Annotated in this window: 19 protein-coding genes, 1 tRNA gene and 1 riboswitch; of the genes, 10 read left to right on the top strand and 10 right to left on the bottom strand. The window is 72.8% G+C overall.

What is annotated here, in order from left to right:
* Window positions 1-66 precede the first annotated feature (66 nt).
* A complete protein-coding gene (locus ABZ495_RS16495; RefSeq protein ID WP_329490707.1) occupies window positions 67-642 on the top strand; it encodes a TetR family transcriptional regulator in 576 nt (191 codons plus the stop codon).
* Between the two features lie 114 nt (window positions 643-756).
* On the opposite strand, the gene ABZ495_RS16490 is transcribed toward ABZ495_RS16495, so the two are convergent.
* The 6 genes from ABZ495_RS16490 to ABZ495_RS16465 form a co-directional block, all read right to left on the bottom strand.
* Window positions 757-1,830, bottom strand: a complete 1,074-nt coding sequence (locus ABZ495_RS16490) for a PhlD (protein WP_359836458.1) — start codon at window positions 1,828-1,830, stop codon at window positions 757-759.
* A 318-nt stretch (window positions 1,831-2,148) separates the two neighbouring features.
* Entirely contained in the window at window positions 2,149-2,673 is a 525-nt protein-coding gene (locus ABZ495_RS16485) for a hypothetical protein (protein WP_359836457.1), read from the bottom strand.
* Window positions 2,674-2,758: 85 nt separating this feature from the next.
* Complete coding sequence (locus tag ABZ495_RS16480) at window positions 2,759-4,420, bottom strand: ABC transporter ATP-binding protein (protein ID WP_359836455.1); 1,662 nt, start codon at window positions 4,418-4,420, stop codon at window positions 2,759-2,761.
* A 16-nt stretch (window positions 4,421-4,436) separates the two neighbouring features.
* Window positions 4,437-5,429 carry an ABC transporter permease gene (locus ABZ495_RS16475; protein WP_329490711.1) on the bottom strand — a complete coding sequence of 331 codons (993 nt, stop codon included), beginning with the start codon at window positions 5,427-5,429 and terminating at the stop codon, window positions 4,437-4,439.
* 133 nt (window positions 5,430-5,562) lie between these two features.
* Complete coding sequence (locus ABZ495_RS16470; RefSeq protein WP_359806943.1) at window positions 5,563-7,317, bottom strand: ABC transporter substrate-binding protein; 1,755 nt, start codon at window positions 7,315-7,317, stop codon at window positions 5,563-5,565.
* Window positions 7,318-7,401: 84 nt separating this feature from the next.
* On the bottom strand, window positions 7,402-8,385 hold the full coding sequence (locus ABZ495_RS16465; RefSeq protein WP_352292464.1) for an ABC transporter permease: 984 nt from the start codon (window positions 8,383-8,385) through the stop codon (window positions 7,402-7,404).
* Window positions 8,386-8,680: 295 nt separating this feature from the next.
* Window positions 8,681-8,777: riboswitch (ZMP/ZTP riboswitch) on the top strand.
* Between the two features lie 152 nt (window positions 8,778-8,929).
* On the opposite strand from ABZ495_RS16465, the gene ABZ495_RS16460 reads away from it, so the two are divergent.
* Complete coding sequence (locus ABZ495_RS16460) at window positions 8,930-10,309, top strand: glycine hydroxymethyltransferase (protein WP_359836477.1); 1,380 nt, start codon at window positions 8,930-8,932, stop codon at window positions 10,307-10,309.
* Window positions 10,310-10,358: 49 nt separating this feature from the next.
* Here ABZ495_RS16460 and ABZ495_RS16455 read toward each other — a convergent pair whose 3' ends face one another.
* A complete protein-coding gene (locus ABZ495_RS16455) occupies window positions 10,359-11,798 on the bottom strand; it encodes an aldehyde dehydrogenase family protein (RefSeq protein WP_352292460.1) in 1,440 nt (479 codons plus the stop codon).
* A gap of 525 nt (window positions 11,799-12,323) precedes the next feature.
* Here ABZ495_RS16455 and ABZ495_RS16450 point away from each other — a divergent pair.
* Window positions 12,324-13,313 (top strand): class I SAM-dependent methyltransferase, encoded by a 990-nt coding sequence (locus ABZ495_RS16450; RefSeq protein ID WP_329490715.1) that lies wholly within the window; start codon window positions 12,324-12,326, stop codon window positions 13,311-13,313.
* 84 nt (window positions 13,314-13,397) lie between these two features.
* Here the strand turns inward: ABZ495_RS16450 and ABZ495_RS16445 are convergent, their stop codons facing one another.
* Together ABZ495_RS16445 and ABZ495_RS16440 are read right to left on the bottom strand one after the other, a co-directional pair.
* Window positions 13,398-15,068: an APC family permease gene (locus ABZ495_RS16445; protein ID WP_359836453.1), complete on the bottom strand. Its 1,671-nt coding sequence runs from the start codon at window positions 15,066-15,068 to the stop codon at window positions 13,398-13,400.
* 294 nt (window positions 15,069-15,362) lie between these two features.
* Window positions 15,363-15,450 (bottom strand) — tRNA-Leu (locus tag ABZ495_RS16440).
* A 373-nt stretch (window positions 15,451-15,823) separates the two neighbouring features.
* Here ABZ495_RS16440 and ABZ495_RS16435 point away from each other — a divergent pair.
* Window positions 15,824-16,297 carry an ATP-binding protein gene (locus ABZ495_RS16435; protein WP_329492345.1) on the top strand — a complete coding sequence of 158 codons (474 nt, stop codon included), beginning with the start codon at window positions 15,824-15,826 and terminating at the stop codon, window positions 16,295-16,297.
* A 9-nt stretch (window positions 16,298-16,306) separates the two neighbouring features.
* On the opposite strand, the gene idi is transcribed toward ABZ495_RS16435, so the two are convergent.
* Complete coding sequence (gene idi, locus ABZ495_RS16430; RefSeq protein WP_359806928.1) at window positions 16,307-16,960, bottom strand: isopentenyl-diphosphate Delta-isomerase; 654 nt, start codon at window positions 16,958-16,960, stop codon at window positions 16,307-16,309.
* A gap of 467 nt (window positions 16,961-17,427) precedes the next feature.
* Between idi and ABZ495_RS16425 the strand changes: the two genes are divergently transcribed.
* The 6 genes from ABZ495_RS16425 (at window position 17,428) to ABZ495_RS16400 (ending at window position 22,904) form a co-directional block, all read left to right on the top strand.
* Window positions 17,428-18,183, top strand: coding sequence for a phosphocholine cytidylyltransferase family protein (locus tag ABZ495_RS16425; protein WP_329490718.1), 756 nt, complete (start codon window positions 17,428-17,430; stop codon window positions 18,181-18,183).
* The gene (locus ABZ495_RS16420) at window positions 18,171-19,232 is read left to right on the top strand and encodes an iron-containing alcohol dehydrogenase family protein (protein WP_329490719.1); all 1,062 of its coding nucleotides are present in this window, start codon (window positions 18,171-18,173) and stop codon (window positions 19,230-19,232) included. Before ABZ495_RS16425 ends, ABZ495_RS16420 begins: the two co-directional genes overlap by 13 nt.
* Before the next feature lie 91 nt (window positions 19,233-19,323).
* Window positions 19,324-20,061 carry a CDP-alcohol phosphatidyltransferase family protein gene (locus tag ABZ495_RS16415; RefSeq protein WP_329492346.1) on the top strand — a complete coding sequence of 246 codons (738 nt, stop codon included), beginning with the start codon at window positions 19,324-19,326 and terminating at the stop codon, window positions 20,059-20,061.
* A 65-nt stretch (window positions 20,062-20,126) separates the two neighbouring features.
* Window positions 20,127-20,972, top strand: a complete 846-nt coding sequence (locus ABZ495_RS16410) for a glycosyltransferase (RefSeq protein ID WP_329492347.1) — start codon at window positions 20,127-20,129, stop codon at window positions 20,970-20,972.
* Window positions 20,973-21,160: 188 nt separating this feature from the next.
* Entirely contained in the window at window positions 21,161-22,102 is a 942-nt protein-coding gene (locus ABZ495_RS16405) for an ABC transporter permease (protein ID WP_359806924.1), read from the top strand.
* The gene (locus tag ABZ495_RS16400) at window positions 22,095-22,904 is read left to right on the top strand and encodes an ABC transporter ATP-binding protein (protein WP_329490721.1); all 810 of its coding nucleotides are present in this window, start codon (window positions 22,095-22,097) and stop codon (window positions 22,902-22,904) included. Before ABZ495_RS16405 ends, ABZ495_RS16400 begins: the two co-directional genes overlap by 8 nt.
* Window positions 22,905-23,006 lie beyond the last annotated feature (102 nt).

Here is a 23,006-nt window from a genome sequence, read left to right as displayed (position 1 = left end):
ACCACTCCGGATATAGTACTCAGTCTGTAGTGGTTGTCCAGATGTTTCTGAAGGAGGATCAGGGCCGTGGTCCAGAACCCCGCTCGCCGTACCGCCCTCACCGACGCCGCCATCGACGTCCTCGCCCGCGAGGGCGCCCGGGGACTCACCTTCCGCGCGGTCGACGTACAGGCGGGCGTCCCCGCCGGCACCGCGTCCAACTACTTCGCCAACCGCGACGACCTGCTCCACCAGACCGCCCGTCACATCCACCACCGGCTCACCCCGGACCCGGCCGTCATCGCCGAGCTGCTGCGGGCCCCGCGCGACCGCGCCCTGGTCACCGCCCTGATGCACGACCTGCTGGGCCGGATCACCGCCGAGCGGGCCGGGTACCTGGCGCTGCTCGAACTGCGGCTGGAGGCCACCCGTCGGCCGGACCTGCGCGCCGAGCTCACCGGCACGATCCGCGAGCAACTGGAGGCGAACATCGCCTACCACGTGGGCGAGGGCCTCCCCGGCGACCGTGAGACGGTCGTCGTCCTCTACCTCGCGATGACCGGGCTGCTGGTCGAACACCTCACCCTTCCCGAGGTGCTGGGCGCCGACGGCCTCGCCGCGCTGGTCGGGACGATGGTCGAGCGGATCGTGCCGAGCGCCTAGCGGGAGCGGGCGGGCCGCCGCTCGGCGTCCCCTCGCTGCTCGCACTCCTGGAGACCTGCTGGCGACCTCCTGTCGACGCCGAGAGGGGTGGCGGCGGCCCCCGCCGCCGCCCGCTCAGTCGGCGGGGCCGTCGGCCCAGGTGACGAGCAGGGCGCTGAGGGCGACCCCCGGCCCGAGGCCGAAGACCAGGCCCCGCGCACCGGCGGCCGGGGGCGTCCGGTGGGTCCGGGTCAGGACGGAGAAGACCGTCGCCCCGCCCAGGTTGCCCTCTTCGGCGAGCACCGCCTTGGAGTGCCGGAGGAAGTCCTCGTCCACGCCGAGCAGGGTGCCGAGCCGGTCGAGGATCGCGGGGCCGCCCGGGTGCAGCACACCGAAGTCGAGCTCCCGGGCGTCGTGCCGGTCCAGCCAGTCGAGCAGGGCCGGCCCCAGGTCGGTGACCGAGCGGAGCGAGGCCCGGGTGGAGGCGAAGTGGTCGCCGCGGTCGTCGGTCAGCTTGCGGTACCGGTCGGTGGACCCCGGCACGGTGTACTCGAAGCGGTGGCCGAGGCGCAGCCCGGGCGTGCGCCGCTCGCCCGTGACGACGGCCGCGCCGACGAGGTCCCCCCAGAGCCCCTTGTAGATCTGGTCCTCGATCGACGTCCGGCTGTCCTGGTAGAGCGAGGAGAGCGACTCGCCCGCGACCACCAGGACGACGCCGCCCGGGTTTCCGGCCAGGTACTCCTGGGCCGCGATCAGGACGTGCGCGCCGCCCGCGCAGGCCAGCTGCGTCATCGGCCGGCGGCTGATGTCCGGGCGGAGCCCGAGCCGCTGCTGGAGCAGGATGTCCAGCCCCGGCACCCCGTCACCGGTGGCACTGCTGACGACGACGCAGTCGACGTCCGCGGTGCCCGCCCCCGCGTTCGCCAGCGCCTCGCGGGCGGCGCTCTCGGCGGCGGCCAGCAGGTCGGCCATGGTGGTGGTCTTGCGCTCGGCGGCGGTGCGGTCGGGCGAGGTGACGACCTCGTACGGCTGGAAGTACCGGCGGGTGCCGGGCAGGTTGCTCAGGGCCATCCGTACCGTCTGGGCCTGCCGGGGCGAGTAGCCGGGATTGCGGGCGAGGATGTCGTCGCGTATCCGTTCGGCGCGGACGAGGTGGGGGCCCGCGACCACGGCCGGTCGGCCGACGTACGCGGTGGTCGGGGTAGGCATGTCGCGGCGTCCTCGGAGCGTCCGTACCGCATCCGGGCGGGTGCGGCAGTCGGCACCCGTGCGGTGGCCGTACTGAGCGCGTCGACACGCTGTGACGCACCGTGACACTCACGGGATCCCCCCACCGGATACTGACGTCCCCACGCTACCTGTCCCGCTCCGGGATTTCCGCCGGATGGTGGGCCTGATGGGGGTCGGGTGACCGTGGGTGCGCACGGTCCGGCCCCGGGCGGAGCACCGCCGCGACTACGCAGAGTCGCTGTCGCGGGGCGGGTCTCGGTGCACGGGACGGTCGGGGGCCCCGTGCACCGGGCCGGCTCAGCCGGCGTTCCCCAGCGCGGCCTCGCAGAGTCGCTCCGCCAGTTCGCCGAAGGCGGCGCCCAGTTCCTCGTCCGCGATCCCGCTCGCGTAGGCCTGGAAGGCGAGCGCCGCCTGGGCCTGGACGGCCGGCGTGGCGTAGCCCGGGTCGATCGGGAACGGCTCGCCGGGCGGCCAGGGGAGCGGCCAGTGCCGCGGCCACGGCAGCCGCCGGTCCGGCGGGGTCGGGCACCAGTCGTCCCCCACCTCGGTGAGGATGCCGCCCGGGTCTGCGCCGGACAGCCGGGCGGTGATGGCCGCGTTGGCCACCGCGTTGACCGTCCCGGCGACGGCCAGCCGCAGCTCGGTGGCGCCGGGCGGAAGCGGCTGGGGGTTGAGCCCGGCCTGCCCGCCGCCGTGCGCGGCCAGGTGGACGTGGCGGGTGGGCCCCAGGACGGGCAGGTGCGGGCGGATGCCGTCCAGGGCCTCGGGGTGGAGCCGGCCCAACAGCTGGAGCAGGGTGGCGGATTGGCTGACGAGGGTCATCGGGAACCCCTTCCGGGGTGACGGGGGTCGCTGCCGGTAGCCGATCGTATGCGGATCGTGTCGCCAGGAGGCCGCCGACACACCCTCAGTGCGCGGCGGCGAGCAGCTCCCGGGTGTAGTCGGTGTGCGGGGCGGCGAACAGCCGGTCGCGGTCGGCCGACTCGACCAGCCGGCCGCCGTGCATCACCGCGACGCGGTCGCAGAAGTGCCGCACCACGGCGAGGTCGTGCGAGACGAAGAGGAAGGCGACGCCCAGGCGTTCGCGCAGCTCCATCAGCAGGTTGAGCACCTGGGCGCGGACCGAGACGTCCAGCGCGGAGACCGGTTCGTCGGCGATGATCAGGCGCGGTTCGGGGGCGAGTGCCCGGGCGATGCCGATCCGCTGGCGCTGGCCGCCGGAGAACTCGTGCGGATAGCGGTCCAGGTGGCCGGCCGCCAGCCCGACCTGCTCCAGCAACTCGGCGGACCGCTCGCGCCGTTCGGCGGGGCCGAGGGCGGTGTGCAGGCGCAGCGGCGTGTCCAGGGTCTGGGCGACGGTGCGGCGCGGGTTGAGCGAGGCGTACGGATCCTGGAAGACCAGCTGGATCTCGCGGGCGAGCCGGCGGCGCAGCGCCCGGTCGGGCGCGGTGACGTCGATCCCGTCGTAGCGCACCCGGCCGGCGGTCACCGGCTGCAGGCCGGCCAGCACGCGTGAGGTGGTGGACTTTCCGGAGCCGGACTCGCCGACCAGCCCGAGCGTCTCACCGGGCGCGATCCGCAGGCTCACGCCCTCCACCGCGCGGACGGGTTCGCCGCGCCGGCCGGTGGGGCGCCGCCGCCCGGGGAAGTGCACGGCGAGCTCCTCGACCTCCACCAGCGGGCGGTCGGGGGCGGCGCCCGCCCGTGGCGCGAACGTGAAGGACGGCGACGGTTCGTCGACGGTGGCCAGCGGTGTGCCCGGCACGGTGTCCGCGGTCAGCGCCGCGCCCACCAGGGCCCGGGTGTAGGGCTGTCGCGGCGCCGCCAGCAGCTCGGCGGTCGGCGCGGACTCGACCTGCCGGCCGTCGCGCAGCACCAGTGTGCGGTCGGTCGTCCCGGCCACCACGCCGAGGTCGTGGCTGACCAGCAGCACCGCGGTGCCGTGCTCGCGCTGCAACTCGCCCAGCAGGTCGAGGACCTGCCGCTGGACGCGGGCGTCCAGCGCGGTGGTCGGCTCGTCGGCGATCAGCACGTCGGGGTCGTTCATCAGTGCCATGGCGATCATCACCCGCTGGCGCATGCCGCCCGAGAACCGGTGCGGGTGGTCGCCGGCCCGGGCGGCCGGGATGCCGACCCGGTCCAGCATGGCGACGGCCCGCCGCCGGGTCTCGGCACGCCCGGCGCCCGGGTGGTGCAGCCGGTACATCTCGGCCAGCTGCGCACCCACGCCGTGGAACGGACTGAGCGAGGTGAGCGCGTCCTGGAAGACCAGGGCGACCCGGCCGCCGCGCACCTCGCGCAGCACGGACTCACCGGCGCCGACCAGCTCCCGGCCGGCGAGCCGGATCGAGCCGGTGACGGTGGTGGTGCGCGGGTCGTGCAGGCCGAGCACGGCCAGGCCGGTCGCGGACTTGCCGGAGCCGGACTCGCCGACCAGGCCGAGGACTTCACCCCGGGCGAGGTCGAAGGAGAGGCCGCGGACGGCGTGCACGGGAGCGCCGCCGCGCGGGTCGGCGAAGGCGACGGAGAGGTCGCGGACGCTCAGCACCGCTTCGGTGGAGGGGGTCATCGGTACTCCAGAGGGGTCAGCTGAGACGGATGCGGGGATCGAGCCAGGCCACCGCGAGGTCGGCCAGGGCGACGAACAGCACCACGAAGCAGGCGGCGAGCAGGACGGCGCCGACCACGGCCGGCAGGTCCTGCCCGGAGACGGCCTCGGCGGCGAAGGTGCCCACGCCGTTCAGCCCGAACACCGTCTCGGTGATCACCGCGCCGCCGAGCAGCGCGCCGGCCTCCAGCCCGAGCAGCTGCACCAGCGGACCGGCGGCGCCGCGCGAGGTGTACTTGAGGTGGGTGCGCACCCGGCCGAGGCCCTTGCCGCGCGCGGTGCGGACGTACTCCTCGTTCATCGTCTCCAGCAGCTGGGAGCGCGAGAGCCGGGCGAAGACGGCCGAGTTGACGAAGCCGAGGACGAGCCAGGGCAGCAGCATGCCGCCCGCCCAGGCGGCCGGGTCCTCGGCCGGCGGGGTGTAGGAGGGCAGCGGCAGCAGGCCGGTCGAGTAGACCAGCGCCCACTGGGCGACGTACCCGAGGAAGTAGATCTGCACGCTGGCGCCGACCAGGGTGAAGCCGGAGAGCAGCCGGTCCGTCCTGGTCCCGTGGCGCAGGGCGGAGACGAAGCCGGTGCCGAGCCCGAACAGCACCAGGACGGCGAGCGCGCCGGCGGTGAGCGAGAAGGTCACCGGCAGGTGGTCGACCAGGGCCTCGGTGACGGGCTGGTGGAGCCGGTAGGAGTAACCGAGGCAGGGTGCGTCGCAGTGGATGACCGAGCCGTCGACGTCCGCGATGTCCCGTCCGGCCACGACTCCGGCGAGGTAGTCGGTGTACTGGGTGAGCAGCGGCTGGTCCAGGCCCATGCTCTGGCGGACGGCCGCGACCTGGCCGGAGTCGCAGCGCGGGCCGCAGGCCGCGCGGGCCGGGTCGGCGGGGGCGGCGTAGAAGAGGGCGAAGGCGGCGGCGGAGACCGCGACCAGGACGGCGAGGGCCTGGAGGGTCCGCCGCAGGGCGAAGGAGAGCATGGCCGGTCCGGGGTCGAGGGGGGACGGGGTCGAGGGGGGACGGGGTCGAGGGGCACGGCGGGGGCGGTCTGGGCCGGGCGGCCCGGCCCGTGGCACGGGCCGGGCCCCCGGGACGGCCCCGGGGCCGGGCGGGTCAGGACTTGAGGTAGAGCCAGGCCAGCCCGACCGAGCCGTAGATCGGGTGGACGAACGCCCCGCCGACGTTGCTGCCGCGCAGCTGGTTCACGGCCGGGTAGGCGAAGGGCAGCACCGGTACGTCCTTCATCACCGTCTGCTCCAGCGCGTACAGCTCCTTGGCCTTGGCGCGCGGCTCGCCGATCTGGTTGATCCGGTCGATCTCCCTGTCCACCTCGGCGTTGCGGTAGCGGGCGGAGTTGAGGTCGCCGTTGGCCCGGCCGTCGAAGGAGAACGGGACCAGCGTGGAGGGGGTCGGCCAGTCGACCGAGCTGGTCTCCTCGAACAGGTCGTACGGGGAGTCGGCGCGGTGCGCCTCGTCCAGCAGCGCCTTGGGGTCGACCGGCTTCGGCACGATGGTGATGCCGGCCTTGGCGAAGCCCTCCACCAGCACCTGGGCGACCCGCTGCCCGTTCGGCGTGGAGGCGTAGGCGTAGGTCAGCGCGGCCGGCGGCTGCTTGGCCCGGGCGAGCGCCTGCTTGGCGGCCTCCGGGTCGCCCTCCGGCTTGGCCGGGTACAGGTCGTACTTCTGCCAGTCGACCAGGGCGGGGGAGCTGAGCGTGGTGGCCAGCTCGCCGACCCGGGAGCCGCCCTGGACCTGGCGCGCCTGCTGGCGCGGGTAGGCCAGGTGCAGGGCCTTGCGGACCTCGACGTCCGGCACCCGCTCGTTGTTGATCACGAGCTGGGTGACGAAGGCGCCCTGGCGGCCGGAGACCACCAGCTCCTTGGCCTTCGGGTCGGTGTCCACGTTCTGGTAGAGCTCGGGGGAGAGCTGGGTCGCCACCGTGGTGGCGTCGGCGCCGCCGTCCCGGCCGGAGAGGATCTCCTGGTTGATGTTGAGCGCCTCCTTGCCGAAGGTGAAGACGAACCTCTCCGGGTACTGCGAGCGGATCGGGTCGGTCTCCGCCTTCCAGTGCGGATTGCGCTCCAGCACCAGCCGGGTGTTCTGGACGTGCTCGGCGATCCGGTACGGGCCGCTGGCGAACGGCAGCCGGTCGTAGTCCGTGCCGGTGTCCTTGTCCCTGCGCACCGGCGAGGAGGAGGACTGCGCGGCCATGTACGGCACGTCGGCCTGCGGCTGCGGGAAGTGCAGGACGAGGGTGCGGTCGTCCGGGGTCTCGATCGCGGCGAGGTCGCCGTCCTGCGGGCCGGCGTACTTCTTGCGCGCGTCGTCGTAGCTGGCCTCGCCGGTGAGCCACTGCGGCCAGTACGGCGGGCCGACCTCGTAGCCCTTGCCGAAGGAGCGCTCGATGCCGTACTTGACCTGCTGGGAGGTGATCGGCTGCCCGTCCTCCCAGGCCACGCCCTCCTTCAGCCGGTACGTCCAGGTGCGGCCGCCGTCGGCCGGGGTCCCGGTGTCGGTGGCGAGGTCGCCGACCAGCCTGGCCTTGCCGTCCACCACCTGGTACTGGGTCAGCTGGCGGCCCCAGAGCAGCGAGGTGTTGTACGCGGCGCCGGCGTAGACCTTCTGCGGGTCGAGGTGGCGGAAGTCGGTGGTGTTGTAGACGTTCACGGTGCCGCCAGGGCGGGCGCCGGGGACGGCGGGGGCCGGGCCGGCGCTCTCCTTCTCGGTGCCGAGCGCGGCGGTCAGCGGTGAGGACTCCCGGGCGGTGGCCCCGGCGCCGGTACCCGGGGTGGAGCCCGCGCCGGCCGAGCAGGAGGTCGCCAGCACCGCGGTGGCGACGACGGCGAGGGACGGTTTGATCCAGCGCATGGCGGAACTCTCCTTGCCCCGGAGACGGGGCGGTCGGGTGAAATGGGAGGGAGGGAGGAGGGAGGGAGGAGGGGAACGCGGCGCTCAGCGCGCGGCGCGCGGGTCGAGCGCGTCCCGGACGGCGTCGCCGAGCAGGTTGAAGGCGAGCACGAAGAGCAGCAGTGCCACGCCGGGGAAGAACATGTAGGTGGGGTCGGCCTGGAAGACCTCGGAGCCCCGCGCGATCATCCGGCCCCAGTCCGGGACGGGCTCGTTGATGCCCACGCCGAGGAAGGACAGCACCGCCTCGGAGGCGACGAACGTCGGCACCGCCATCGTGGCGTGCACCAGGAGCTGCGCCCGGACATTCGGCAGGAGTTCGCGGAACACGATATGGAATCCGCTCGCCCCGAGCGCCCGGGCGGACTGCACGAAATCCCTTTCCCGAAGTGACCGGACGGCGGCCCGGAGGGAAAGCGCGAGCGGAATCCAGCCGAACGCGGAGAAGACCAGGATCAGCACCAGGAACTGCATCCACTCGGGTTCGGCGGTGTCCGGGTCGACCAGCCGGGACTGGATGACGGGGCTGAGCGCGAGCAGCAGGAGCAGGGTCGGAAAGGCCAGCAGCACGTTGGAGAGGAAACCGAAGAGCCGGTCCGTGATCCCGCCGAGGTAGCCCACCGCGACGCCGGCCAGCACCCCGAGCGTGGTGGTGACGGCGGCCGAGGCGAAGGCGATCAGCAGCGAGGTGCGGATGCCGTAGAGCAGCTGGGTGAGGACGTCGCGGCCGAGCCCGGGCTCCAGGCCGAACCAGAAGTCGGCCGAGATGCCGCCGTTCGGCGCCATCGGCAGTCCGCCGTCGCTGAGCAGGCCGGGAGTGTTCTGGCCGTAGTGCTCGACCGGGTTCCTGCCGTAGAGGGCGGCGATCAGCGGGGCGGCGAGCGCGAGCAGCAGGAAGACCACGACGACCGCGAGCGCGGTGGCCGCGACCCGGTCGCGGCGGATCCGGCGCAGCAGGCCCTGCGGGGCCCGCGCGGCGGCGGGCGCCGTCCCGGCGGACGGCTCTGCGACTGTCTCGACCACTGCCATGAGAGGCGTACTCCCCGAATTCTCCGCCGCCCCGTGGGTGAGGGTGCGCTGGTGTGCATGTGACGGCCGGCCTGCGGGGGTTTCCCGGCGGCCTGCCGAACGCCATCAGATCGGACGCCGCCGGATTTCCGCAAATCATTCCCGGCGGAGTTCGGGTGCAATGTTTCGGGAATTGTGACGGCTTCATTCCGCCGCAATACTGCCGTTGCAGAAGAACGGTCATACCGGGGCAAAGGAGGCGGCCCGTCCCGCATTCTGAGATCTCCGCCACAGCGGCCGGGGCATTGGTACGATCCCGGTGAGCCGCGACTGGCGCGCACGGATGGAACCGACCATCGGGAAGCGGCTCCGTGCACCCGCACGCCAAGTTGCCGAGCGCCTGGGCCGTCCGTACTCGTCCACCCGTCACGAGGAGACCGCCTTGGCCACCCCCGTCAGCCCTGCCGCGCCCGACGCCGCCGCACCGCACACCGCCGCACCGCACACCGCCGCGAGTGCCACCGCCAACACCGCCTTCCGCAGTGCCCTCGACGTCGTCCGCGAGGTGGAGCCGACGATCGTCGCCGCCATCGGCCGGGAGATCGACGACCAGCGCGCCTCGCTCAAGCTGATCGCCAGCGAGAACTACGCCTCCCCGGCCGTCCTGCTCGCCATGGGCAACTGGCTCAGCGACAAGTACGCCGAGGGCACCGCCGGCCGCCGCTTCTACGCCGGCTGCCGCAACGTCGACACGGTCGAGACGATCGCCGCCGAGCACGCCCGCGCGCTCTTCGGCGCGGACCACGCCTACGTCCAGCCGCACTCCGGCATCGACGCCAACCTGACCGCCTTCTGGGCCGTCCTATCCCAGCGCGTCGAGAGCCCCGCCCTGGAGCGCGCCGAGGTCCGCAACGTCAACGACCTCACCGAGCAGGACTGGGCCGAGCTGCGCCACGAGCTGGGCAACCAGCGGATGCTCGGCATGTCCCTGGACACCGGCGGCCACCTCACGCACGGCTTCCGGCCGAACATCTCCGGCAAGATGTTCGAGCAGCGCAGCTACGGCACCGACCCGGTCACCGGCCTGATCGACTACGACGCGCTGCGGGCCACCGCCCGCGAGTTCCGCCCGCTGATCCTGGTGGCCGGCTACTCCGCCTACCCGCGACTGGTGAACTTCCGCGTCATGCGCGAGATCGCCGACGAGGTCGGCGCGACCCTGATGGTCGACATGGCGCACTTCGCCGGCCTGGTCGCGGGCAAGGTGCTCACCGGCGACCACGATCCCGTCCCGCACGCCCACATCGTCACCACCACCACCCACAAGTCGCTGCGCGGTCCGCGCGGCGGCATGGTGCTCTGCACCGCCGAGCTGGCCGAGCACGTCGACCGCGGCTGCCCGCTGGTCCTCGGCGGCCCGCTCTCGCACGTGATGGCCGCCAAGGCGGTCGCCTTCGCCGAGGCCCTCCGCCCCGAGTTCCGCACGTACGCCCGCGGCGTCGTCGACAACGCGCGGGCCCTCGCCGAGGGCCTGCTGCGCCGGGGCGGCACGCTGGTCACCGGCGGCACGGACAACCACCTGGTGCTCGCCGACGTCTCCGGCTACGGCCTGACCGGCCGGCAGGCCGAGGCGGCGCTGCTGGACTCCGGCATCGTCACCAACCGCAACTCCGTCCCGCAGGACCGCAACGGCGCCTGGTACACCTCCGGCGTCCGGCTCGGCACCCCCGCGCTGACCACCCGGGGCCTGGGCACCGCCGAGATGGACGAGATCGCCGCCCTGATCGACACCGTCCTGCGCGCCACCACTCCCGTCGCGACCTCCGCCGGCGCGCCGTCCAAGGCCCAGTACACCCTGGACGACGCGGTCCGCGAGGGCGTCGCCAAGCGCGCCGCCGACCTGCTGGCGGGCTTCCCCCTCTACCCGGGCGTCGACCTGGTCTGAGGCCCGCGCGGCCCGGCCCCCGCGGGGACCGGGCCGTGTGCCGGCGTGCTCAGTACTGCAGCGACTTGAGCTGCAGGAACTCCTCCAGGCCGGGGCGGCCCAGCTCGCGGCCGAGGCCCGAGTTCTTGTAGCCGCCGAACGGGGCGAGCGGGTTGAAGCGGCCGCCGTTGAGGTCGACCTGGCCGGTGTCGAGGCGGCGGGCGAAGGCGGCGGCGGTGTCGGTGTCCGCCGCCCAGACGCCGCCGGCCAGGCCGTACTGGGTGCCGTTGGCGAGTTCGGCGGCGTGGTCCTCGTCGCGGTAGGCGAGGACGGCCAGCACCGGGCCGAAGACCTCCTCCTGGGCGACCGTCATGTCATTGGTGACGTCGGCGAGGACGGTCGGCCGGACGTAGAAGCCGGTGTCCAGACCGGCCGGGGCGTCCGCCCCGCCGACGACCAGCCGGGCGCCCTCGGCGAGCGCGCCGGTGATGTAGCCGCGCACCCGCTCCCGCTGCCGGGCGCTGACCACCGGGCCGATCCGGGTCCGCGGATCGGCCGGATCGCCCGGGAGGTACTTGGCGGCGGCCTTCGCGGCGAGTCCGACCGCCTCCTCGTACTGGTCCTGGTGCACCAGCAGCCTGGTCCAGGCGCTGCACGTCTGACCGGAGTTGGCGAACACGTTGGCGACGTTGACGTTGACCGCCCGGGCCAGGTCGGCGCCGGGCAGCACCACGTTGGCCGACTTCCCGCCCAGCTCCAGCGCGACCCGCTTGATGCCCCGACCGGCGGTCTCGGCGACGGTCCGGCCCACGGCGGTGGAGCCGGTGAACGAGACCACGTCCACCTCCGGGTGCCCGACCAGGGCCGCGCCCGCCACCGCGCCGGTGCCGGTGACCAGGTTGAACACCCCGGCGGGGAACCCCGCTTCGTGGACCAGCCGCGCGAACAGCCGGGCGACCAGCGGGGCGTCCTCGGCGGGCTTGAGCACCACCGGGCAGCCGGCCGCCAGGGCCGGTACGACCTTGGCCACGATCTGGTGCAGCGGGTAGTTCCACGGCGTGATCGCCGCGACCACCCCGGCCGGCTCGGCGAGCACCACCGAGTTCCCGATCCGCTCCTCGAAGGGGTACTCGGCGAGCAGCGCGAGGTAGGAACCGGCCACGGCCAGCGGCAGGCCGGCGTGCACGGCGGTCGCGAAGCCGACCGGCGCGCCCAGCTCGGCGACCACCGTGTCGGCTATCTCCTCCTGGCACCCGGCCAGGCCGTCCCGCAGCCGGGTGAGCAGCGCCAGCCGCTCCTCGCGGGAGGTGGCGGCCCAACTCCGGGCCGCCCGGCGGGCGGCGGCCACGGCAGCGGCGACGTCGGCCGTGCCGCCGGCGGGGACGGTGGCGAGCACCTGTTCGGTCGCCGGGTTCAGTACCGTGATCGACCCGGCGTCCAGCGAGGGCCGCCATTCGCCGTCGATGTACTGGTCGCCGTACTGGGTGCCCTGCTCCGCGTCCTGCTGCACCGGGTGGTCCTCTCATCGGATCGTCCGCCCGAGGAGCCGCGCGGGGCCGCCGCTGGGGGCCGCCGGAGGTCGCTCGGGGGTCGCTGGGGGTCGCTGGCCAAAGGGCCAGTCAAGGCCGCCCGGGCAGCCCGGCGCAAGAGCCGGCCCCCTGTGCTGCCCGGCCTCCTAGCCCTCCGGCCCCTACCGCCCCGGGGATGGTGACAAAACGGGCACGCGAGCGGCAGTATGGACGAACCGGTCCTCCCGGGCCGCCGTCCCGCCGAGTGCTCACAAACGCGCACCGGACGAAAACGTCCGTGCGACATCTCCTCAACTCCGGACAGCGGACGGTAGATTGCGGCGCACTCCGGTGTGCGTCACTACCGTGGGCAGCGGGTTCGAACGGCGTCCGCCCACGCCGGTCCGCAGGCTGCTCCGGAAGGCCGGGCGGTGACGTCCGTCACCGGCCCGCGCACCCGTGCGGCGGGCGGGTCCGCGCCGGAGGTCGTTCCCAGTGGTCGTCCGCACCGTGTGAGGAGCAACTTCGTGACCGACGCCGCGCTGAGCGCCGAGCAGTACCGGCCCACCGAGCCGGGCCGGCTCGACGACGTCCCCGGCTGGTTCTGGGACCACGACCGCCACCTCTTCGAGTGGTTCCTCGACCGCCAGGAGAAGGCGGGCGTCACCGGGGACCTGCTGGAGATGGGCGCCTACCTGGGGCGCAGCGCGATCGTGATCGGCGACCACCGGCAGCCCACCGAGACCTTCACGGTCTGCGACCTCTTCGACTCGGACGCCCCGGACGACGAGAACGCCGCCGAGATGTCCATGTCCTACCGGAAGTCGCTCACCCGGAAGGCGTTCGAGTCCAACTACCTGTCCTTCCACGACGCACTGCCCGAGATCATCCAGGCGCCCACCTCGGCACTGGCCGACGGCCGCCTCCCGGCCGGCGCGTTCCGCTTCGTCCACATCGACGCCTCGCACCTCTACGAGCACGTGGTGGACGACCTCCGGGTGGCCCGGGCAGCGCTCCAGCCGGAGGGCGTGGTGGTCCTGGACGACTACCGCTCCGCGCACACCCCGGGCGTCGCCGCCGCCACCTGGGAGGCGGTGTTCAACGGGGGCCTCACCCCGATCGTGCTGAGCGAGAGCAAGTTCTACGGCACCTGGGGCGATCCGGAGCCCGCCCGGCGCGCCCTGCTGGACCGGACCGGGCTGGCCGAGGGCGTCCAGCTCGCCGTCGAGCACCTGAACGGCCAGCGGGTGGTCCGGGTCGGCGGCAGCTCCCACGGCATCGCCCCGTTCCGCCCCTCGCGCCACCACGACCGGCTGGCCGCCGAGGCCGCCCGCCGGGAGGCGGAACGGGCGGAGGCGGAGGCCCTGCGCGCCCAGCAGGAGGCCGACGTCGACCTCGCCGTCCGCCGCGCCCGCGCCGCCGAACGCCGCCGCCCCGCCAACGTCGCCAAACGCGTCGCGGGCGACCTCCTCCCCCCGGTCCTCACCGCCGCCATCCGCCGCGCCCGCCGCGGCTGACCACCCCGGCGCACGCGTCCGCACCACGCCGAAGGGGCGTGCCGGCGGGTCGGCACGCCCCTTCGGCGTGGTGCGGCGGGTCGGTCAGACCCGGGAGGCCTCGCCGGTCTGGCGGGGCAGGGTGGCCTCGGGGCCGGCGGCATCGGCGGCGGCCGTCTCGGCCAGTTCCCGCTTGACGGCGGCCAGCGAGGGGTTGGCCCAGGCGCTGGCCACCCCCCAGCGGTAGAAGGCGAGACCGATCAGGGCGACGATCAGCAGGTCCCAGCCCTCGGGGAGGTAGCCCCGGCCGCCGAAGTCGGCGCTGCCGGCCCAGGAGACGGCGGCCATCACGAACAGGTAGGCGATCATCCAGGCGCCGGCCTTGAGGTGCGGCTTGAGCTCGGCCCACGGCTTGCGCAGCTCGTACCAGGCCCAGATCGGCAGGCCGGCGGCCATCAGCAGGATGACCTTGCCGGTCAGCGGCCAGCGGGCCCAGTAGAGCACCAGCGAGCCGAAGACCATCGCCACCGGGGCGATCACCGGCATCGCGCGCAGCCGGACCGGTCGCGGCAGCTCGGGGGCGAGGCGGCGCAGCGCCATCACCGCGACCGGGCCGGTGACGTACGAGATCACGGTGGCGACCGAGACGATCTCGGCGAGCGAGCCCCAGCCGCGGAAGACCGCCAGAAAGAGGAAGGCGATCAGCAGGTTGAGCAGCAGGGCCGGGCGCGGGATGCCGGTCCTGGGGTCGACCCGGCCGAAGATCCTGGGCAGGTGGCCGTTCTCCTGCACGCCGTGGATCATGCGCGAGGTGGTGGCGGCGTAGATCATGCCGGTGCCGCTGGGGGAGACGAAGGCGTCCGCGTACAGCAGCAGCGCGAGCCAGTTGAGGCCCCAGGCGATCGACAGGTCGGCCAGCGGCGAGGTGTAGCCGAGCCCGCTCCAGCCGTTGCTGAGGTCCGCCGTCGGGACGGCGCCGAGGAAGGCCACCTGCAGCGCGACGTAGATCACCAGGGCGATCAGGATCGAGCCGATCACGGCCTTGGGCAGCGACTTACCGGGGTCGCGGGCCTCGCCGGCCAGGTTCAGCGGGGACTGGAACCCGTTGAAGGCCCAGACGATGCCGGAGACGGCGACCGCCGTGAACACCGCGCTCCAGCCGTTCGGCGCGAAGCCGCCGTGGTCCGTGAAGTGGGCGGTGTCGAAGTGCGCCAGCAGCAGGGCGCCCGCGGTCAGCGTCGGCACGACCACCTTGAACACGGTGATCGCGGTGTTGGTCTTGGCGAACAGCGTGATCGCGAACCAGTTCAGCGCGAAGTAGCCGACCAGCAGCACGCTCGCCACGGCGACCCCGCTGACCGAGAGCTCCTCGCCGTCGAACAGGCCCTTCGCCCACCCGAAGTGCCAGGAGCTCATGTACTGCACCGAGGCGGTGGCCTCGCCGGGGATCACCGAGACGATGGCGATCCAGTTGGCCCAGGCCGCCAGGTACCCGGCGAGCGAGCCGTGCGAGTACTGCCCGTACCGCACCATCCCGCCGGCCTTGGGGAACATCGACCCGAGCTCGCTGTAGGTCAGCGCGATGGTGAGCGCGACCGCGGCGCCGATCACCCAGGCGACGATCGAGGCCGGTCCGGCGAGCCGGGCGGCCCGCTCGGCACCGAAGAGCCAGCCGGAGCCGATGATCGAGCCGAGGCCCACGGCGGTGAGGCTGATGGTGCCGAGCGAACGGCGGTAGTGCTGATGGGAAGCCGTCGTCGACTCAGGCGCGCTCAACGTATCGGTCCTCTGTCTCCTGGGGTTCCGGACAAACGCACAGCAGACTATGGTGCGAAATAGGACGAAAACCTCAGATGAAGCTCAGATCATCCGATTGTTGCCATCTCGTGTCCGAAGATCGGACACGTACGGACCCCGGGCAGCCTTGATCCGCAGTGCCCCCTGTGTCCCTGTGCACCCGCCCGTGCCGCCCCATTCCCGCAGAGCCGCCGGCGCAGGCTCCCGCCGACCCGTCCGGGCAAAAAGAAATTCCCCGCAGGAACTCTTTCGAGTTCCTGCGGGGAATTGTTCTGGTGTCCGAGGGGGGACTTGAACCCCCACGCCCGATAAAGGGCACTAGCACCTCAAGCTAGCGCGTCTGCCATTCCGCCACCCGGACAGGGTGTGTGCTTCGGGGACTTTCTGCTCGCCCCCTCGGCGACAGAGAGAACATTACCAGGGTTCTGGAGTGCTTCTCACCTGCGTTTCCCCGGGTGGGGACCACCGGGGTGGCGGGGATGGGTCGCAGGACTGAGCGAAGCGGTGGTTCAGGGGCGGGAAGCGGTCGGACTGTGACCGGCGGGCGGTCGGGAACGGGCGGGAGTGGTCCGACACGGGCAAGTTGTCGACGGTGCGGCCGTGCCGGGGCCGGCTCTCCTAGCCTCTGTGGACCGAGGGCGCCATGAGCGGAACGCCTGATTCCCGGGGTCGCGGACGAAGGGCGGCTGGACGTGGAGCAGATCAGCGGGGCGGCGGAGGCCGAGCCCAGACGTGTGGCGTCCGGATGCCCGGCATCCGGACGCGCCGGGAGCGGGCCGGCGGAAGGGGTGTGGCGGTTCCCGGTGCCGGCGGTGGAGGCCTCGGTGCCGCGGACCAGGCACGCGGTGCGGGACCGGCTGCTGGCCCAGGGGATGGCGGGGGTGCGCTACCAGGAGCTGGTGGACGACCTGCTGCTGATCGTCTCGGAGCTGGTGGGCAACGCCGTGACGCACGCCGCCGAGCTGTCGCCGGAGGTGACCACCGAACTCGTGGTCGGAGCGGGCTGGGTCCGGGTGTCGGTCGAGGACGGCGACCCGTACCGGCCGAAGGCCCTGGAGAGCGACGCCGGGCGGACCGGCGGGCGGGGGCTGCTGCTGGTGAAGAGCGTCACCCTGCAGGCGGGCGGGGTCTGCGACGTGGAGCGGACGGGGGAGGGCGGCAAAGTGGTCTGGGCCTCGCTGCCCATCCCCCGGGAGGACGCGCGGTAGCGGGTGGTCCTACCAGTCCCGGCCGGCGATCTCGCGGATGCCGGGCAGCGCGGCCTCGAAGACGGTCCGGAACCACACCGAGAACGGCCGCTCCTCCTGGAGCTCGCGCAGCTCCTGCGCGGACACGAAGGCGAAGTCGTCCACCTCGTCCGGGTCGGGCACGACGTCGGCGGTGACCAGGCCGACGAACAGGTGGTTCCACTCCCGCTCGATCAGGCCGGAGGCCTCGTCCGGCAGGTCGTACCGGACGGTGCCGGCCTCGCAGAGGAGCGCGGGGGCGACGCCCAGCTCCTCGGCGGTGCGCCGGGCCGCGGCGACGAACGGCGGCTCGTCGGGGTACGGGTGGCCGCAGCAGGTGTTCGACCAGACGCCGGGGGAGTGGTACTTGCCGAGGGCCCGGCGCTGGAGCAGGAGCCGTCCCTGGCGGTCGAAGAGGAACACCGAGAACGCCCGGTGCAGTCGGCCCGGCTGCTGGTGGGCCCAGTGCTTCTCGGCGGTGCCGATCGTGACGCCCTCGTCGTCGACGAGCTCCAGCAGGATCTCGGTGCCGGCGGGCGCTCCGGCCGCGGCTCGGGGGTCGGCCGTCACGTCGGTCTCCACGTCGAGACCGGTGTCGATCTCCGAGGTGAAGTGCGTCGGGCTGGTCGGCGGACTCTGGGGCATGAGGCCTCTTTCGGGGGCAATGGGAGCACCGGTGGCGTCGTGCCCCAGTCTGCCGTACGGGTGGCGGTCCGCAGGCGTCCCACACACAACAGGGCGGATCATGACCGTTCCCGCACCATTCCCGGTATCGGAATGGGCGACGGATTAGCAGAGGCGTTCGGAACGCGTTCGGCGCCCGTTCGATTCCGACGGCGTGCGGACGGTGAACGGACACCTCGACGGCACCCCTCCTTCACCGCCGCCGGACCCGGCGTCCGCCCGGGCCACCGGCCGCGTTCGGGCTGGTCGCCACGGTCGCCTACCATCACTGATGACACGGTGCCCGCATCCTCGCCGGCATCGGCGCGCCACCCCGACGGCCTGCGGCGGCGCACGGTCCGGCGGCTTGCGGCAGCGCACAGCCCGCCGGGCGGCTGCGGCGTTCGGCCCGACGGATCAGCACAGCACGACGGATCAGGAGACCCCGCATGATCGGCCTCGTTCTGGCAGCCGGCGCCGGCCGCCGGCTGCGCCCGTACACCGACACCCTGCCGAAGGCGCTGGTGCCGGTCGACGGGGAGCGGACCGTCCTGGACCTCACCCTCGGCAACTTCGCCGAGGTCGGCCTGCGCGAGGCGGCGATCGTCGTCGGCTACCGCAAGGAGGCGGTCCAGGACCGCAAGGCGGCCCTGGAGCAGAAGTACGGCGTGAAGCTCACCCTGGTCGAGAACGACAAGGCCGAGGAGTGGAACAACGCCTACTCCCTCTGGTGCGCGCGCGAGCTCTTCGGCGAGGGCCTGCTGCTGGCCAACGGGGACACCGTGCACCCGGCCTCCGTCCAGCGGACCATGCTGGAGGGCAACCGGCGCCTCACCGAGGAGGGCCGCGCCCCCGGCATCCTGCTCGCCCTCGACACGGTGAAGAAGCTCGCCGACGAGGAGATGAAGGTCGTCGTCGACCCGGCCACCGGCATGCGGCGCATCACCAAGCTGATGGAGCCGGCCGAGGCGACCGGCGAGTACATCGGCCTCACCGTGATCAACCCGTCGGCCGCCGCCGACCTCACCGACGCGCTGCGCGCCACCTACGAGCGCGACCCGCAGCTGTACTACGAGGACGGCTACCAGGAGATGGTCGACCGCGGTCTGCGGATCGACGTGCAGCCGATCGGCGAGGTCTCCTGGGTCGAGGTCGACAACCACGACGACCTGGCCAAGGCGCGGGAGATCGCGTGCCAGTACTGACGCGGCTGGTGCCGTCGCCGGTCTTCGTGGAGATCCGCTCGGGGGCGCTCGACGCCCTCGGGGGGATCCTCGCCGACCAGCGGCTCTCCACCTCGGGCCGGATCGCGGTGGCGATCAGCAACGGCTCCGGGGCGGTGCTGCGCGAGCGGCTGGAGCCGGCCCTGCCGGGCGCCGACTGGTACAACGTCGACGACGGCAGCCTCGACAGCGCGGTGCGCCTGGCGGACGCGATGCGCGGCGGCCACTACGACGCGATCGTCGGCCTCGGCGGCGGCAAGATCATCGATGCCGCCAAGTACGCCGCCGCGCGGGTCGGCCTGCCGGTGGTCGCGGTGGCCACCAACCTCGCGCACGACGGCATCTGCTCTCCCGTCTCCACCCTCGACAACGACGCCGGCCGGGGGTCCTACGGCGTGCCCGGCCCGATCGGCATCGTGGTCGACCTCGACGTGATCCGGCAGGCTCCGCCGCGCTTCGTGGCGGCCGGCATCGGCGACGTCGTCTCCAACATCTCCGCCTGCGCGGACTGGGAGCTGTCCCAGGCCGAGACCGGCGAGCCGGTGGACGGACTGGCCGTGGCGATGGCCCGTTCGGCGGGCGAGAACCTGCTGCGGCACCCAGGAAACCTTCAGGATCAGGACCTCCTGACAGCGCTCGCGGAAGCCCTGGTACTGTCCGGCATCGCGATGAACATCGCCGGCAGCACCCGGCCCTCGTCGGGGGCCTGCCACGAGATCTCGCATGCCCTGGACGTGCTGTATCCCAAGCGATCCGCCCAGCACGGCGAACAGGTCGGCCTCGGGGCCGCCTTCGCCAGCTTCCTGCGGGGCGAGCGCGAGCTGACCGGTCTGATCGTGGAGCGCCTGTCGCGCCACGGCCTGCCGGTGACCGCAGCTCAGATCGGCTTCACCGAGGCGGAGTTCACCGAGGCGGTGCACTACGCTCCGAACACCCGCCCGGGCCGCTTCACCATTCTTGAGCACCTCGACCTCTCCCCCTCAGCGATCAGGGACGCGTACGCCGACTATGTCCAAGCCGTCAACAGCTGACCCCGCCACGAAGGGCTCGCCCCCGGCCCCGGTGGATCTGACCCGCCGCCCCTCCGTCGAGGAGCTGCGCGCGGTGATCCACCCGGAGGGCATGCTCCAGCGCCGCAGCGCGGAGCACTGGGCGGGCCGCCTCTACATGCGGCGGATCTCGCTGCGGATCACCCGCGTGCTCTCCACCGTGACGGCGATCACGCCCAACGGTCTGACCTACCTGATGATGCTCACCGGCATCCTGGCCGGTGCCGCGCTGATCGTCCCGGGCCTCACCGGCGCGGTCCTCGGCGCCCTGCTCATCCAGGTCTACCTGCTGCTGGACTGCGTGGACGGCGAGGTCGCCCGCTGGCGCCGGCAGACCTCGCTCACCGGCGTCTACCTGGACCGGGTCGGCCACTACATGTCCGAGGCGGCCCTCCTGACCGGTCTCGGCCTGCGCGGCTGCGACCTCTTCCACCGGAGCGGCACCGCCTCGCACTGGGAATGGGCCTTCCTCGGCACGCTCGCCGCGCTCGGCGCCATCCTGATCAAGTCCGAGACGGACCTGGTGGACGTGGCCCGGGCCCGCAGCGGCCTCACGGCGGTCGAGGACAGCGCCTCGGTGCCGCGTTCCTCCGGCGTGGCCAGGGCCCGCCGGGCGGCCTCCTTCCTCAAGTTCCACCGGCTGGTGGGCGCGGTCGAGGCCTCGCTGCTCATCCTCGCCGCGGGCGTCGCGGACGCCGTGCACGGCGGGCTGCTCTTCACCCGGCTCGCGGTGGTCGTGCTGGCCGCGATCGCGATGCTGCAGACCGTGCTGCACCTGCTGAGCATCGTCCTCTCCAGCAGGCTCCGGTGAGCGCCGTGACGGAGCACCTCCCGGCCGCCGCCGACACCTTCCGGCTCGGCGCGGTCATCATCACCATGGGCAACCGCCCGGCCGAGCTGAACGCGCTGATCGAGTCGGTCCGCGCCCAGGAGGGCCCGACCGTCGAGCTGGCCGTGGTCGCCAACGGCGCCCCGCTGCCGCCGCTGCCGCCGGGCGTGCGCAGCGTGGAGCTGCCGGAGAACCTCGGCATCCCGGGCGGCCGCAACGTCGGCATCGAGCTGTTCGGCAAGGACGGCCGGGAGGTCGACGCCGTCCTCTTCCTGGACGACGACGGCCGGCTCCCGGGCACCGACTCGGCCCGGCTGCTGCGCGAGGCCTTCAGCGCCGACCCGGAGCTGGGGATCGTCAGCTTCCGGATCGCCGACCCCGACACCGGCGTCACCCAGCGCCGGCACGTCCCCCGGCTGCGCGCCAGCGACCCGCTGCGCTCCTCCCGGGTGACCACCTTCCTGGGCGGCGCGAGCGCCGTGCGCTGCACGGTGTTCGAACAGGCCGGCCAGCTGCCCGCCGAGTTCTTCTACGCGCACGAGGAGACCGACCTCGCCTGGCGCGCGCTGGACGCCGGCTGGGCCATCGACTACCGGGCGGACGTGGTGCTCCACCACCCGACCACCTCGCCCGCCCGGCACGCCACGTACTTCCACAACGTGGCCCGCAACAGGGTGTGGCTCGCGAGACGGAACCTTCCGGCCCTGTTCGTGCCTCTCTATCTGGGAACCTGGTTCCTGCTGACCCTGGCCCGCCGCCCCTCCCCGGAGGCGCTGAAGGCCTGGTGGGGCGGGTTCCGGGCGGGCTGGCGCGAACCCTGCGGTACGCGGCGGCCCATGCGATGGCGTACCGTTTGGCGACTGACCAGGCTGGGCCGACCGCCGGTCATCTGATCGTACGGTCGGGCGGCCCCGCGATGATTTGAACCGTACGGTTCAGTCGTCGTACGGTCGTCCGATCGCAGCGGCCGGTGACCACGCACCGGCCGGACTCCCCCGTGATCCGAGTGGATCCCCCTCGGCGAAAGGCCGGCGGACCCCCGTCGACCGGCCTCCCCGACGATCCCGCGCGAAGGACGAATGTGTCGACAGTGAGTGAACCCGTCAGCCTCTCAGCCCCGAGGGGGGCGGACGCGGGCCTGACCCCCAAGCAGCTTGCGGACAAGTACGGTCTCGCGGTCAGCGGCAGACGACCCGGCCTCGTCGCCTACACCAAGCAGCTGTGGGCCCGCCGGCACTTCATCTGGGCCTTCGCCACCGCCCGCCTGGTGGCCCAGTACACCGACGCCAAGCTCGGCCAGCTCTGGCAGGTCGTGACTCCGCTGCTGAACTGCGCGGTGTTCTACCTGGTCTTCGGTGTGATCCTGCGCAGCAAGGACGGGTTCCCGGACGGCACGTACACCGCGTGGCTCTGCATCGGTGTCTTCGTCTTCCAGTTCACGCAGAACGCGGTGCAGTCCGGCACCCGGGCCATCTCCGACAACCTCGGCCTGATCCGGGCCCTGCACTTCCCGCGTGCCTCGCTGCCGATCGCCTTCACGGTGATCCAGCTCCAGCAGCTGATGATCTCGATGGTGGTGCTGGTCGGCGTGGTGCTGGCCAGCGGCATCGAGCCCGGCCGGACCTGGCTCGCGGTGGCCCCGGCGCTCGTCCTGCAGTCGATGTTCAACACCGGGGTGGCCCTGGTGATGGCGCGGATCGGTTCCAAGACCAGTGACATCTCCCAGCTGATCCCGTTCGCGATGCGCGCCTGGATGTTCCTCTCCGGCGTGATGTTCAGCATCCAGGACAAGATCAACGGCTGGCCGGAGTTCTGGCAGAAGGTGATGCAGCTCAACCCGGCCTCGGTCTACATGGACCTGGTCCGGCACGCCTTCGCGCCGGTCATCTACAACAAGCACGTCCCCCAGCACCAGGTGCTCCCGCCGCACCAGTGGGCGTACGGCATCGCCTGGGCGGTCGGGATGTTCGTGATCGGATACGTCTTCTTCTGGAAGGCCGAGGAGGAGTACGGCCGTGGCTGACACCGACCTGCGAAAGGGCCTGACCGTGCAGGACAGCGACGTCGCGCGCGAGCCCACCGTCGTCGTCGACGACGTGCACATCGTCTACCGGGTGCACGGCGCCGGCTCCGGCAAGGGCAGCGCCACCTCCGCGATCAGCCGGATCATCAGCCGCAAGCGCTCCGCGGGCGTGCGCGAGGTGCACGCGGTGCGCGGGATCAGCTTCACCGCGTACAAGGGCGAGGCGATCGGCCTGATCGGTTCCAACGGCTCCGGCAAGTCGACCATGCTGGCCGCCATCGCGGGCCTGCTGCCGACCGAGAAGGGCGGCATCTACACCAACGGCCAGCCCTCGCTGCTGGGCGTCAACGCGGCGCTGATGAACGAGCTCACCGGCGAGCGCAACGTCGTCCTCGGCTGCCTGGCGATGGGGATGACCCCGGCCCAGGTGCGGGAGCGCTACCAGGACATCGTCGAGTTCTCGGGCATCAACGACAAGGGCGACTTCATCTCCCTGCCGATGCGCACCTACTCCTCCGGCATGGGCGCCCGCCTGCGGTTCTCCATCGCCGCGGCGAAGACCCACGACGTGCTGCTGATCGACGAGGCGCTGGCCACCGGCGACCAGGCGTTCCAGCAGCGCAGCAAGAAGCGGATCGACGAGCTGCGCGGCTCGGCCGGTACGGTCTTCCTGGTCAGCCACGACAACAGCTCGATCCGCGAGGTCTGCGAGCGGACCATCTGGATCGAGGCCGGCGAGCTGGTGATGGACGGCCCGACCGAGGAGGTCGTGAGCCGCTACGAGCGCGGCGACCGGCCGTAGGACCGCGAGGGCCCCGCACGGAGGGCCGGTGACCGGGGCAGCCCGGCCGCCGGCCCTCCGTCGTTCCCCGGCCCGCCCGACCCCGGGTGGCGCGCCCGACCC

Origin of the sequence: Kitasatospora sp. NPDC005748, from assembly GCF_040630735.1 — a bacterium.
Taxonomy (GTDB): domain Bacteria; phylum Actinomycetota; class Actinomycetes; order Streptomycetales; family Streptomycetaceae; genus Kitasatospora.
The sequence above is the reverse complement of the archived record's forward strand: the minus strand, read 5'-3'. Positions and strand labels throughout refer to the sequence as shown.

Excerpts from the sequence above, each read along its gene's own strand:
- ABZ495_RS16425 (WP_329490718.1), top strand. The coding sequence starts at position 17,428 with ATGATCGGCCTCGTTCTGGCAGCCGGCGCCGGCCGCCGGCTGCGCCCG.
- ABZ495_RS16465 (WP_352292464.1), bottom strand. The coding sequence starts at position 8,385 with ATGGCAGTGGTCGAGACAGTCGCAGAGCCGTCCGCCGGGACGGCGCCC.
- ABZ495_RS16480 (WP_359836455.1), bottom strand. The coding sequence starts at position 4,420 with ATGACCCCCTCCACCGAAGCGGTGCTGAGCGTCCGCGACCTCTCCGTC.
- ABZ495_RS16475 (WP_329490711.1), bottom strand. The coding sequence starts at position 5,429 with ATGCTCTCCTTCGCCCTGCGGCGGACCCTCCAGGCCCTCGCCGTCCTG.
- idi (WP_359806928.1), bottom strand. The coding sequence starts at position 16,960 with ATGCCCCAGAGTCCGCCGACCAGCCCGACGCACTTCACCTCGGAGATC.
- ABZ495_RS16415 (WP_329492346.1), top strand. The coding sequence starts at position 19,324 with ATGCTCCAGCGCCGCAGCGCGGAGCACTGGGCGGGCCGCCTCTACATG.
- ABZ495_RS16490 (WP_359836458.1), bottom strand. The coding sequence starts at position 1,830 with ATGCCTACCCCGACCACCGCGTACGTCGGCCGACCGGCCGTGGTCGCG.
- ABZ495_RS16410 (WP_329492347.1), top strand. The coding sequence starts at position 20,127 with ATGGGCAACCGCCCGGCCGAGCTGAACGCGCTGATCGAGTCGGTCCGC.
- ABZ495_RS16485 (WP_359836457.1), bottom strand. The coding sequence starts at position 2,673 with ATGACCCTCGTCAGCCAATCCGCCACCCTGCTCCAGCTGTTGGGCCGG.
- ABZ495_RS16470 (WP_359806943.1), bottom strand. The coding sequence starts at position 7,317 with ATGCGCTGGATCAAACCGTCCCTCGCCGTCGTCGCCACCGCGGTGCTG.